This window comes from Pseudarthrobacter sp. SSS035, from assembly GCF_023273875.1.
Lineage (GTDB): Bacteria > Actinomycetota > Actinomycetes > Actinomycetales > Micrococcaceae > Arthrobacter.
This window is the reverse complement of sequence record NZ_CP096882.1, coordinates 3,789,462-3,801,702: the sequence shown is the minus strand read 5'-3', so window position 1 is coordinate 3,801,702 and position 12,241 is coordinate 3,789,462. Positions and strand designations below refer to the sequence as shown.

Sequence of the window (12,241 nt, the reverse complement as noted above, 5' to 3'; positions counted from 1 at the left end):
GTATAGTTGGACCCAAGTCCAGAGAGTCCAGGAAACGGAAGGCACACCATGCAGATCGGCGTATTCAGCGTCAGTGACATCACCACTGACCCCACCACCGGCCGGACGCCCACGGAGAACGAACGCATCAAGGCGGCCGTGGCAATCGCCAAAAAGGTCGAGGAAATCGGCATGGATGTCTACGCCCTCGGCGAGCACCACAACCGCCCGTTCTTCTCCTCATCCCCCACCACCACGCTCGCGTACATTGCGGCGCAGACCGAGCGGATCACCCTCTCCACGGCCACCACGCTGATCACCACCAACGATCCGGTCAAGATCGCCGAAGACTTCGCCATGCTGCAGCACCTGGCCGACGGCCGCGTGGATCTGGTCCTGGGCCGCGGCAACACCGCTCCGGTGTACCCGTGGTTCGGCAAGAACATCCAGGACGGCGTGGAACTGGCCATCGAGAACTACAGCCTGCTGCGCCGGCTGTGGGACGAGGACACGGTGAACTGGTCCGGCAAGTTCCGCACGCCGCTGCAGAACTTCACCTCCACCCCGCGGCCGCTCGACGGCGTGGCCCCCTTTGTGTGGCACGGCTCCATCCGTACGCCGCAGATCGCCGAAGTGGCCGCCTACTACGGCGATGGCTTCTTCGCGAACAACATCTTCTGGCCGAAGGAGCACTACCAGCAGTTGATCGGCATGTACCGTGAGCGCTACGAGCACTACGGCCACGGCAAGGCGGACCAGGCCATTGTGGGCCTCGGCGGCCAGTTCTTCATGCGCAAGAACTCCCAGGATGCCGTGAAGGAATTCCGGCCCTACTTCGACAACGCGCCCGTCTACGGCCACGGCCCGTCGCTGGAGGACTTCACCTCCCAGACACCGCTCACCGTGGGCAGCCCGCAGGAAGTCATCGAAAAGACCCTGACATTCCGCGAGTACTTCGGCGACTACCAGCGCCAGCTGTTCCTGATCGACCACGCAGGCCTGCCCCTGAAGACGGTGCTGGAGCAGCTTGACCTGTTCGGCGAGGAAGTCCTCCCGGTCCTCCGCAAGGAATACGCTGCCCTCAAGCCCGCCCACGTGCCGGATCCGCCCACGCATGCCGGCCGCGTTGCCGCCCTGATGGCTTCACCGGCGCCCGAGACTGCCCCTTCGGAGGCGTGATGGCTGCCGACGGAAACGAATCACCCATCCGCCTGGCGGCGGAAACCTGGGAATCCCTGTTCCGGGCGCAGGTTGCGGTCATGCGCAGGCTGCAGGCCGGTCCTGCCTTCCGAAAGGTGGCCATCAACGAGTACGACGTGCTGTTCACGCTGTCCCGGTGTCCGTCCGGCTGGCTCCGGCTCAATGAACTCAATGACCATGTACTGCTGAGCCAGTCGAGCCTCAGCAGGCTGGTTGAGAGGCTGGAAAAGCGCGGGCTTGTGGTCCGAATGGCAGCCCCCGACGACGGACGCGGCGTGCTACTGAAGCTCACCGAGGAGGGGTCTGCCCTGCAGAAGGAGATCGGCCGGGAGCACGTGCGGGACATCTCCATCCTGGTGGGGCCGGCCCTGACGGCTTCCGAGCAGAGGGAACTCCAGCGACTAACCGAGAAACTCCGGCATTCCGTGGGAGCGCGGCCGGCAAAGTAACTGCCTGGGAAATATCTGGCCGGGAAGTAACGGCCCGCCAGTAACAGAGCCGTGCGGGAATCTCAGCCCAGCATGACCAGCTTGGCCGGATCTTCCGGCGGCAACTGGCCGTTGACGACAGCGCTGACGCGCAGCTCGTTCAGTGTCAGGCGCCCGCCCACGGTGGACAGGAACGCGGTGTCGGACGAGTCCCGGCCGGCGGTGATCCGCAGCATCGACTCCCGCGGGGCCAGCCCCGTGGGGTCGATGACGTGCCAGGCGCCATTGACATGGGCCTCAGCTACCGCGTGAAAATCCATGGGGCTCAGCCCCGGTGCGTACACGGCGGTGAGCCGGGCGGGGACGTCCTTGGAACGCAGCAGGGCGATGGCCAGGTGCGCGAAGTCCCGGCACACTCCCCTGCGGTGCAGGAGGGTTTCCACGGCGCCGTCAGTTCCCCTGGAGGAACCGCTGATGTACCGCAATTCCCCGAAGACCCAACTCCGCACGGCCTGGAGCAGCTCGGCACCGTGCAGGCCGCCGAATTCGGCATAGGCCGTGGGCAGGAGCCGGTCCGACTCCGCGTAGCGGCTTGGCCGCACGTACCGGATGAGCTCAGCCAGGGTGGCTTCTTCCGGGACGGCCTGCCCGGCCACCGTCGCTGAGTACTCGACGGTGACCTCGGCGGGTTCAGTGAGCTCCATGTAGTGCAGGCGGCCGCCATGATGGTCCGCGAGTTCCTGCAACGGAACCGGCTGACCGTCGGCCGTGACAGTCAGGGATTCATCAAACGAGGTATAGCCGGGATTCTTGGCTACAGCGATGGCCAGGGCTGCCTTCGTGTCGGCGATGGTCCTGAAAACCATACGTGCTGAAACGGTGCGTTCCATGTATCTCCGGGGTGTGAGGTAGTGGTAGAACTTCCCGCGCTGGCCCGGGGTTGAGGGGCAAGGGGCAGGACTAGTTTTTGATCTCCAGAGACATTAGCATCCGTTGGACGTTCGCGAATTCCGAGCTCTCGTCCACGTACTTTGCGGCCTGGCCCAGGGTGTCAAACGCCTTCGCCGGGGCCACCTTCTCATCCGGGGCGAAGGCCCTCAGGACTCCGAGGTCACCGAACGAGTAGTCCCCTTTTCCGGCCGGGCCACGGACCACATTCCGCAGTTCGCAGGCCTGGCCGTCAGCCCCGCCCACAATGTTGGTGATGCCGTAGGAGCCGAAGTAGCGGTAGCCCTGGATGACGCGGAACACCACGTGCGGGGCGATGGTGCCTTCCCCCGTCAGGCCGGGAAGCTCCACCGGCACGCTGCTGATCACAACATAAGGTTTCCGGGCAGTCTCGGGGCACTCGGACGACGACGGCGGCAGTCCCGTCCGCAGAGCAGCCACCACCGTGCCGTCCTGCTTTTTCACCTCGATCTTCAGGGCACGCGGCAAGGTCCCGTCCTCGGGCGTGACGGACTGGGCGATCCATTCCTCCGGCAGGTCGAAACTGACGGTCTTCGCCGGATCGGTAAAGGTCTTCCACGCAGCCGCCGTGGCCGCCGCTGAGGGTGATGCGGACCCCGAGGCACCTGCCGTGGCAGAAGGATCCGGCGACGCGGTGGCACCGGCGGTGGTGCCGGTACTGGCACCGGGGCTGGCCGAGGCGTCCGGCTGAGCTGTCCATGTGGACTCGCCGCCGCCGGGCGCGCTGCACCCGGCAGCCAGTACTCCGGCCATCAGCAGCGTTGCAGTCCGGACTCCCCACATTGTCGCCTTCTGTGTCATGCAGCCAGCCTAGCGGCGGACGACGGCGGCCACGGGCGGGAGGCTCGTGTCGCCGTCGGACATTCCCCACACGCAAGGGACTAGGCTGGTGCACATGGCGGATGAGCAGTACGGTGCGGACCTTGAGAGCCTGGCAGACATCTCTGCCATCGACATTGCGGACTGGCGGCTGCGGACGTTTGCCCTGTACGACACGGTACGGAAGGTTGCCGCTGAAGATCCGGCGGAGGCCCATTCCCTGTGGCGGCATGAACGCGACCGGATGTTCGCAACGCATCCGGCCTCGGCCCTCAGCGCTAGGGACAAATCGCAGTTCTCCGGCCTGAAGACGGCCGATTACGATCCCATCTACCGCTTCTATGTGCCGCTGACCCTTGAGGGAGCCGGCCGGGAAATGACCGTGGAAACCGCCACCGACGGCATGGTCCGGTTTGTCCGGCTGGGCACGTTCGATCTTCCCGAACTGGGCCAGCTCGGTGTGTGGAAGCTGCACGGCTACGGCGGCGGGATCTTCGTTCCGTTCCGGGACGCCACGGCTGGCCAGCCCGGCGGAACATATGGCGCCGGCCGGTACCTCCTGGACACCATCAAGGGCGCGTTCCATGGGGTCCATGGCTCGGGGGCGGGCGCGGAGTTTGTCCTGGACTTCAACTTTGCCTACAACCCGTCCTGCGCGTACAACGAGGCTTGGGCCTGCCCGCTGCCCGGCCCGTCCAACCGCCTGGCCGTGGAGATCCCGGTGGGCGAGCTGTACTGAGCCTGCCGGAGCCGGCCACCGGCCGCCGGAGGACGTAGGATGTCATCATGACTGCCAGCGCTCCCCGCCGCCTTGCCCGTGTCCGCCCCCTGTCCCCGGCTGTTGCCGACGAACATTTCTTCGTGGCCAACGACGCCCCCGACTTCGGCTCCGACGCCGGCCGGTCCTGGACAGTTGTCGATTCCCCCTTCGAGGCGTCCCGCGCAAACGCCAACCACCGGGCCCGGCCCGGCTGGGAAACCGGCACTGTAGTGGACCAGGACTCGTTCACGTTCCTGGCGCCGTCGGTCCCCCTCAACGTCTTCGGCATGGCGCACAACACCGGCCAGGCCGGCCGGGACCTCCCGCCGCAGGCTTTTCACAAGGCGGCATCGAGCGTCATCGGCCCCGGCGACGCTATTGAGCTGAGCTCAGCAGTGGGCCACGTGGACCCGGAAGCCGAGCTGACCGTCGTCGTCGGGCGCACCGTCCGTGGCCTGACGCTGAAGACTGCCCGCAGCGCCATCCTTGGATTCACCATCGGCAACGATGTCTCGGCGCGCGATCTGCAGAAGTCGGACGAGCTGTGGATCAGCGCCAAGAGCCAGGATACCTTCACCCCCGTGGGCCCCTGGATCGTGACGGATCTCGACGACTCGGACCGGTCCATCAGCATCGTCCACAACGGCGCCGAGCTGAAGGCCGCCAGCAGCACCGAGCTCGGCTGGAAGGTGGACGAAATTCTCGTCTACCTGACGTCCTTCATGACCCTGCACGCCGGCGACCTGGTCCTGACCGGCTTCCCGGCGGAGTGTGCCCGAATCCAGCCCGGGGACACCGTGGTGTGCCGCGTGGAGGGCATCGGCGAACTCAGCAACCCGGTCAAGGCTGCCTCCTGGGAGGAAACCCCCGCCTGATATGTCAGGCTTGACCCATGGAGACCCCTGCTGCGCCCGCTGCCCAGCTGACGCAGCAGCCCACGCGCGGTGCGCCGGCCACCAAGCATTACCGCGGAATCTTCAGGTTTCCGCTGGTGCGGCAGCTCCTCCGCTTCACGGGCGTCGGCATCATCTGCACCGCCACGTCCCTGGCGCTCTATGCGTTGCTGCGCCCATGGCTGGGACCGCAGCTGGCCAACGCGGCCGCCCTCGTGCTGACGTCCTTGATGAACACGGCACTGAACCGCAGGCTGACGTTCAAGATCTCCGGGCAGCGCCGGATGGCCCGCGACCACCTCAACGGCGTGATCGTCATCGCCGTGGCGCTGGTCATTACCGGCGGCAGCCTGGGCGTGCTGCATTGGCTCCACCCGGACGCCACCGTGTCCGAGGAGCTGTGGACCACCACCCTGTCAGGCTTCGTGGCCACCGCCGTGCGGTTCACGATGCTGCGGCACTGGATCTTCCGCCGCGCCCGCCACATCTAGCTGCCAAGTGGCTCGCATTTAACGTCGTCATTCGCGATTTTGACGACGTTAACTGCGAGCCACTTGGGTTGCGGACCGCTAGCTGCGGCCGAGGGTCCAGACATTCCCGACGGCGGTGCCCACGGCCGCCGCCGCCTGCTCCAGTTCCTCGGATGTCACGGTTGAGGTGAAGCTGAACCGCACAGCTGTCTGCGCGACCTCGGCGTCGTAGCCCAGCGCCGTCAGCACCGGCGACGGCGCATCCGAGCCGGCGGCGCATGCCGAACCACTCGAGCACACCACACCCTGCCGCTCCAGCTCCAACAGCACGGATTCGCCGCTGGTACCAGGGAAACAGAACGACGCTACTGACGGCAGCCGTTCCGTGCGGTGTCCGGTGAGCAGGGCACCGGGGACCGTGTCCAGGACGGCGGCGATGAAGTCTTCGCGGAGCCCTGCCACACTGGCGGCCCGTTCCGGCCGTTCGGCGTGGGCAAGCGTCAGCGCGGTGGCCAGCGCCACGGCGCCGGCAACATTTTCGGTCCCGGACCGGCGGCCGCGTTCCTGCCCGCCGCCGTGCACCAGGGGCTCCACGCGGGTCCGGCCGCGGACGTACAGCACGCCGCAGCCTTTGGGTGCGCCGAGCTTGTGGCCGGAAATGCTCAGGGCATCCACGCCCAGCGCCTTGACATCCAGGGGCAGCCAGCCGGCGGCCTGGACGGCGTCGGTATGGAACGGGATGCCCCTCGCGGTGGCCACTGCAGCCAGTTCCGCAACCGGCTGGATGGTGCCTACTTCGTTGTTCGCGTACATAATGCTGACGACAGCGGTCTCGGGCCGGAGCACGGCGGCGAGCGCCGCGGGCACCACCCGGCCGGCGCTGTCCACGGGAACCACATCAACGGCGAAGCCGTGGAACCGCTCCAGGTACCGGGCGGATTCTTCCACGGCGGGATGTTCGACGGCGCTGATCACCACGCGGTTCACCGACGGATCCGCAGCCTGCCGGGCCAGGGCGATGCCCTTCACGGCAAGGTTGTCCGCCTCCGTACCCCCCGAGGTGAAGGTGACCTCACCCGGCCGGCAGCCGAGCACCTTGGCCACGGCGGCGCGGGCGCCTGCGAGCGCCAACGCAGCGGCCTCGCCCAGCGTGTGATGGCTGGAGGGGTTGCCGAACTCGCCGCTCAGGTAGGGCCACATGGCCTCGAGGACTTCGCGGCGGACGGGCGTGGTGGCGGCGGCGTCGAGGAAGATCATGGCCGAATCAGCCGGCCCTCAGTTCGACGTCCAGGCCCAGGTCCAGGGCAGCCACGCTGTGCGTAAGGCCACCGATGGAGATGACGTCCACGCCCGCGGCGGCGATGTCCGCCACGGTGGCGAGGTTGACGTTGCCACTGGCTTCCACAATGGCCCGCCCGGCCACCTGCCGCACGCCGGCCCGGAGCTCATCGATGGTGAAGTTGTCCAGCATGATGGTGTCAACGCCGGCGGCGAGGACAGGCTCGATCTGCTCGGCGCTGTCCACCTCCACCTCGAAGTGCGTGGTGTGCCCCAGCTGGGCCTTGGCCGCGACAAGCAGGGCGGTGAGCTTGGCGGGGTCGCCGCCGGTCATGACGGCCAGGTGGTTGTCCTTGGCCAGCACGGCGTCGGACAGGCTGTAGCGGTGGTTGGCTCCCCCGCCGCAGCGCACCGCGTAGCGCTCCAGCACCCGCAGGCCGGGGGTGGTCTTGCGGGTATCGGTGATGCGCGCTTTGGTACCTTCGACAAGCTCCACGAATTCCGCGGTCTTGGTGGCGATGGCGCTCATGCGCTGGACCAGGTTCAGCGCGACCCGTTCGGCCAGAAGCACGGAGCGGGCGCTGCCCCTCACCCGCGCGAGATGAGTGCCGGCGTCGAACGCTTCACCGTCTGCAAGCAACAACTTCACGTCCGTCTCCGGATCAATGAGCTTCATGGCGTCGCGGAAGACGGTTCCGCCGCTGAACACGCCGGGCCCGCGGGCGTTGAGCACGGCGGTGGCCCGGGCCTCCGCCGGGATCAGCAGCTGGGAGGTGATGTCACCGCTGGGCGCGTCCTCGGCGAAGGCCCGCTCCAGGATGTCCCGGACGGGTGTTGCGGGGAGGGTCAGGCTAGTCATTAACGAGGCTCGCTTTCCGGCTCATGGTGTAACGCTTGTCAAAATGTTCGACGGCGGCATCCGCGGGCACGCTGTCGCTGCGGTAATGCGCCCCCAAGGATTCCCGCCGCTCCCGCGCGGCGTGCACCAGCAGCTGCGCAGCCAACAAAAGATTGGCATCCTCATGCTCCCGAGGATCGAGGGAATCAGGAACATTGATGGGAAAAACATCGGCCCCCCAAGCCCCAAGCACAGCCCCTGCCTCCCGCAGCAATCCGCCATCCCGCAAAACCCCAGCGTTAGCAGTCATCACCCGCCGAAGAGCAACCCGAGAAAACGGCTCCGCCTCAGCAAAGGATGTTTCCATGGGCCCAGCCGACGGAACCATTTCAAACTGCCAGGAAATGGACGCTGACGCGTCGTTAAGCATCACCGGCAGTTCCGGAGGTCCCGATAGCGCCGTTGTTGCGTGAGCGGCCGGACCGGCCGCCGAGCTTGCGAGGCGATCGCCGGTGCGAGGCGAGAGCGCAGGCGCCGAGGGATCTGTGGAACTGCCGGCCAGGAACGCAGCAACAGCCCGCCGCCCAAAGACAAGGCCCTCAAGAAGGGAGTTACTGGCAAGCCGATTAGCCCCTTGAACGCCGGTGCAAGCAACCTCACCGGCGGCAAGCAACCCAGGCACCGAGGTCCGCCCGTAGAGGTCGGTATGGACCCCGCCCATCCAGTAGTGCGCGGCCGGTGCCACGGGGACGAGTTCCCGGGTCCAGTCGACGCCGGCTTCGCGGGTGCGTTGGGTGATGGTGGGGAACCGCTTGGCCAGATAGCCCATGCCGTGCCGGGCCTCGACCACCATGGCGTCGAGGTACACGTGCCCGTTGGGATCCCCGAGGGTGGCCAGGTGCAGGGCGATACTGCGGGAGACGACGTCGCGCGGGGCAAGTTCTGCGTCGGGGTGGTAGGAGGGCATAAAGCGTTCGCCGTGGGCGTCCAGCAGGATGGCGCCTTCGCCGCGGACGGCTTCGGAAATCAGGAGCGGTTCAGTGCCGTTGCCGGCGGCCTCGAGGGCATCGGCAGGCAGCACCATGCAGGTGGGGTGGAACTGGAAGAACTCGAGGTCCGCCACGGCGGCTCCGGCCCGCCAGGCGAGCGCCAGCCCGTCGGCAGTTGCCACGGCAGGGTTGGTGGTCTGGGCGAACAGCTGGCCCGCTCCCCCGGTGGCCAGGAGCACGGCATCGCCGTGGACGCCGAGTTCCCGCCCGTCGTGGAGGAAATTCACACCCGCCACGCGGCCTTCGCTCTGTGACAGGGACGTGACCTGGGCGTGCCCGATGACCTGGATCCGGCCAGCGGCCTGCGCATCCAGGACAGTCCTGATGAGCGCCCTGGCCACGCCGGCACCGGTTGCGTCGCCGCCGGCGTGCAGGATCCGCGGCGCGGAATGGGCGGCTTCGAGCCCGAGCGAGGGGTCGCCGTCGTCGTCCAGGTCGAAACGCACGCCGAAGCGTTCCAAGCCGGCGATATCCAGCCGGGCCTCCGTGCAGAGGACGCGGACGGCCTCCTCGTCGCAGTGCCCGGCCCCGGCCTTCAGTGTGTCTGCGATGTGCGCGGCCACAGTGTCCCCGGGCGCGGGCTCGTCGAGGACGGCGGAGATGCCGCCTTGGGCGTAGTACGTGTTGCTGTCCGCGAGCGCGCCCTTGGTCAGCAGCACCACCTCGGCGCCGGCATCGGCGGCAAGCAACGCGGCGTACAGTCCCGCGATGCCGCTCCCGACGACGATCAGCCGCCGGGGTGCCGGACCACCGGCTGGGCTCTCTGCGCTCATGTGGGGCTCGTTTCGGTTTCCGGGGTTACAGGAGGTGGACTACAGCGGAGGGGCTACAGCGGACGCGAAGCGAGCATACGCTCGAGCGCGGTCTTGGCGTTGTCCTGGACGGAATCGTCCACGCTGATGCGGTTGACGATGCGGCCTTCGACGAGTTCCTCCAGGACCCAGGCGAGGTAGCCGGGGTGGATGCGGTACATCGTGGAGCAGGGGCAGATCACCGGGTCCAGGCAGAAGATGGTGTGCTGGGGGTACTCGGCCGCGAGCCGGTTCACCATGTTGACTTCCGTGCCGATCGCGAACGTGGTCGGTTCGGTGGCGGCTGCGATGGCCTTCTTGATGAAGTCGGTGGAGCCGGCGGAATCGGCGGCGTCCACCACCTCCATGGGGCACTCGGGGTGCACAATCACGTTGACGCCGGGGAACTCGGCGCGGGCCTTTTCGATCTGCCCGACGTTGAAGCGCTTGTGGACCGAGCAGAAGCCGTGCCAGAGGATCACGCGGGAATCGAGCAGGGCCTGTTCGTCGTTGCCGCCCAGTTCCTTGCGCGGGTTCCACATGGGCATCTGCTCCAGCGGCACACCCATGGCTTTGGCGGTGTTGCGGCCCAGGTGCTGGTCGGGGAAGAAGAGGACCCGCTGGCCCCGTTCGAAGGCCCATTCCAGGACCACTTTGGCGTTGGAGGAGGTGCAGACGATGCCGCCGTTCCGGCCGCAGAAAGCCTTCAGGGCGGCGGAGGAATTCATGTAGGTGACAGGAATGACCGGAACCCGCCCCTCGGCGTCGGCCTCGGTACCGAAAATCTCTTCGAGCTGTTCCCAGCACTCCTCCACGGAGTCGGTGTCCGCCATGTCCGCCATGGAGCAGCCGGCAGCGAGGTTGGGCAGGATGACGGCCTGTTCCGGGGTGGAGAGGATGTCCGCGGTCTCGGCCATGAAGTGCACGCCGCAGAAGATGATGGCCTCAGCGTCGGGCCGGGTGAGGGCGGCGTTGGCCAGCTGGAAGGAGTCGCCCACAAAGTCGGCGTACTGGATGACTTCGTCGCGCTGGTAGAAGTGGCCCAGGATCACTGCCCGGTCCCCGAGCTTTTTCTTGGCCGCGCGGATACGGACATCGAGCTCGGCATCGCTGGCGAGCTTGTATTCCTCCGGAAGCTGGCCCTGGCGCGGCGTGGCGGCCGGGGCAACGTCCGCGCTGGAGGCGCCGGGTCCGTAGGCAGGGGCACCCGCGAGGGCTTCGGCAAGGTCGTATTCCCACGGGCCCTTGGCGAGCGCCGGGCTGCAGGTGGCCGCTGTTTTGCCTGCTGCCGCGCTTCGGGCCGCGCTTTCGGCTTGTTCGCGCGTGATCAGCTGGATGGCTGTGTTGACGCTGCTCATGGTGTGCTCCTGTTATCGGGGTCAAGGCCGGGACGGCCGGTGAAGCGGTAAAGACGTGGCGGGCGGTGCTTGCCGCCCTGGAGGTATTCGCCGGTTTCTTCGATCTCCGGCGTGGATTTGAGCTGGCGGCGGAAGTTGGCCGGGTCCAGCCGGGTGTCCAGGACGGCTTCATAAACTTCCCGGACCTGGGCGAGCGTGAAGTACTCCCCCAGGAAGTGGTAGGCCACCGAGCCGTAGGCCAGCTTGTTCCGCAGGCGCCGGAGCGCGTACTCAACAATGGCGTTGTGGTCAAAGGCCAGGTCCCCCACCTTGTCTGCCCTGAACCACTTCACGTTCTCCGATTCGTCGGCCAGGGCGGCCTCGGTGGGCTGGACCAGCGCCCAGTAAACGATCGACACCACGCGCTGGGTGGGTGAGCGGTGCAGCCCGCCGAACGCGTAGAGCTGCTCCAGGTAGCTGGGCGTGAGTCCGGTGGTTTCCCGGAGGTTCCGGGACGCGGCGTCCTGCAGGGATTCAACATGCGTCAGCGGTCCGCCGGGAAGGGCCCAAAGGTCCTTGTACGGCTCACGGATCCTGCGGACCAGGGGAAGCCAGAGGGTGGGCCGGCCCGAGGACTCGCTGGGCCGCAGGGCGAAGATGACGGTGGAGATCGCGAGCGAGGGTGCAGCGCTGGCCCGTTCGGAGACGTTCGCTGAGCTGCTGTACACGGTCACTCACCCGCTCCCTGCTCCTGTGCTTCATTGCCATCAATTAGTTATAGTCATTTTGACTAGAACTGATTCTACGGCCACCTTCCTCTGATTCAAAATGTTTCGCCGCTCCGCGCGACTGGACGAAGGCTCCTTGGGCGGGTCCCCGGAGACCTTACTCCGGCGGCCTGGCGGCCGCGGCTTCGAGCAGGTTCAGCGTCCTGCCCTGGAAATGGGTGTTGAGGACAATCACGGACGACGCGCGGAGCACGGTTCTGGTGGCGATCATCGCATCCAGAACACGCTGCAGGTCCGGATTGGACCGCGCGGCGATCCTCGCCATAAGGTCCGAACTGCCCGAAACGGTGTGGACCTCGATCAGTTCCGGGATCGCGGCCAGCGCCTCGGCAACCGCACCGTGGCCCAGGTCCTGGTTGATGGTCAGTGAGCAGAAGGCCACCACCGGGAAGCCGAATCTTGCCGGGTCAGGCCGGGGCACCCACGAGCTGATTACGCCGGCCTCCGCCATCCTGTCCAGCCGCGATTGGACGGTGGCGCGGGCGACGCCCAGGACCCTCGAGGCCTCCAGCACCGAGCCCCGCGGAGTGTCAGTAAAGAATCGGACAATTTTGGCATCCAGGGTATCCACGTTCATACAATCTCCTTCATGCACCGCCATGGGGTAAGCAAGTTGCTAGCCAATAGTCGTCCTAGTGACTC

13 protein-coding genes are annotated in these 12,241 nt (G+C 66.8%); 5 read left to right on the top strand and 8 right to left on the bottom strand.

Annotation, left to right across the window (positions count from 1 at the left end):
• Positions 1 to 48: 48 nt before the first annotated feature.
• Positions 49 to 1,158 carry an LLM class flavin-dependent oxidoreductase gene (locus MUN23_RS17590; protein ID WP_248760079.1) on the top strand — a complete coding sequence of 370 codons (1,110 nt, stop codon included), beginning with the start codon at positions 49 to 51 and terminating at the stop codon, positions 1,156 to 1,158.
• Positions 1,158 to 1,628 (top strand): MarR family winged helix-turn-helix transcriptional regulator, encoded by a 471-nt coding sequence (locus MUN23_RS17585; protein WP_248760077.1) that lies wholly within the window; start codon positions 1,158 to 1,160, stop codon positions 1,626 to 1,628. Before MUN23_RS17590 ends, MUN23_RS17585 begins: the two co-directional genes overlap by 1 nt.
• A 62-nt stretch (positions 1,629 to 1,690) precedes the next feature.
• Here MUN23_RS17585 and MUN23_RS17580 read toward each other — a convergent pair whose 3' ends face one another.
• Entirely contained in the window at positions 1,691 to 2,497 is an 807-nt protein-coding gene (locus MUN23_RS17580) for a transglutaminase family protein (protein WP_248760075.1), read from the bottom strand.
• 70 nt (positions 2,498 to 2,567) lie between these two features.
• Positions 2,568 to 3,377: a hypothetical protein gene (locus tag MUN23_RS17575; RefSeq protein ID WP_248760073.1), complete on the bottom strand. Its 810-nt coding sequence runs from the start codon at positions 3,375 to 3,377 to the stop codon at positions 2,568 to 2,570.
• A 94-nt stretch (positions 3,378 to 3,471) separates the two neighbouring features.
• Between MUN23_RS17575 and MUN23_RS17570 the strand changes: the two genes are divergently transcribed.
• The 3 genes from MUN23_RS17570 to MUN23_RS17560 are packed head-to-tail and all read left to right on the top strand — an operon-like array spanning position 3,472 to position 5,539.
• A complete protein-coding gene (locus MUN23_RS17570) occupies positions 3,472 to 4,134 on the top strand; it encodes a DUF1684 domain-containing protein (protein WP_248760072.1) in 663 nt (220 codons plus the stop codon).
• A gap of 47 nt (positions 4,135 to 4,181) precedes the next feature.
• Positions 4,182 to 5,030 carry a fumarylacetoacetate hydrolase family protein gene (locus MUN23_RS17565; RefSeq protein WP_248760070.1) on the top strand — a complete coding sequence of 283 codons (849 nt, stop codon included), beginning with the start codon at positions 4,182 to 4,184 and terminating at the stop codon, positions 5,028 to 5,030.
• Positions 5,031 to 5,047: 17 nt separating this feature from the next.
• The gene (locus MUN23_RS17560) at positions 5,048 to 5,539 is read left to right on the top strand and encodes a GtrA family protein (RefSeq protein WP_248760068.1); all 492 of its coding nucleotides are present in this window, start codon (positions 5,048 to 5,050) and stop codon (positions 5,537 to 5,539) included.
• 78 nt (positions 5,540 to 5,617) lie between these two features.
• On the opposite strand, the gene MUN23_RS17555 is transcribed toward MUN23_RS17560, so the two are convergent.
• The 6 genes from MUN23_RS17555 to MUN23_RS17530 form a co-directional block, all read right to left on the bottom strand.
• Positions 5,618 to 6,775: a cysteine desulfurase family protein gene (locus MUN23_RS17555; protein WP_248760066.1), complete on the bottom strand. Its 1,158-nt coding sequence runs from the start codon at positions 6,773 to 6,775 to the stop codon at positions 5,618 to 5,620.
• 7 nt (positions 6,776 to 6,782) lie between these two features.
• Positions 6,783 to 7,655 (bottom strand): carboxylating nicotinate-nucleotide diphosphorylase, encoded by an 873-nt coding sequence (gene nadC / locus MUN23_RS17550; RefSeq protein WP_248760064.1) that lies wholly within the window; start codon positions 7,653 to 7,655, stop codon positions 6,783 to 6,785.
• Entirely contained in the window at positions 7,648 to 9,456 is a 1,809-nt protein-coding gene (locus tag MUN23_RS17545) for an L-aspartate oxidase (RefSeq protein ID WP_248760062.1), read from the bottom strand. The genes nadC and MUN23_RS17545 overlap by 8 nt, the downstream gene beginning before the upstream one ends.
• 53 nt (positions 9,457 to 9,509) lie before the next feature.
• Positions 9,510 to 10,832, bottom strand: a complete 1,323-nt coding sequence (gene nadA, locus MUN23_RS17540) for a quinolinate synthase NadA (protein WP_248760060.1) — start codon at positions 10,830 to 10,832, stop codon at positions 9,510 to 9,512.
• Positions 10,829 to 11,539 (bottom strand): NUDIX domain-containing protein, encoded by a 711-nt coding sequence (locus tag MUN23_RS17535; protein WP_248764125.1) that lies wholly within the window; start codon positions 11,537 to 11,539, stop codon positions 10,829 to 10,831. Before MUN23_RS17535 ends, nadA begins: the two co-directional genes overlap by 4 nt.
• A 157-nt stretch (positions 11,540 to 11,696) precedes the next feature.
• Complete coding sequence (locus MUN23_RS17530; RefSeq protein ID WP_248760058.1) at positions 11,697 to 12,176, bottom strand: Lrp/AsnC family transcriptional regulator; 480 nt, start codon at positions 12,174 to 12,176, stop codon at positions 11,697 to 11,699.
• Positions 12,177 to 12,241 lie beyond the last annotated feature (65 nt).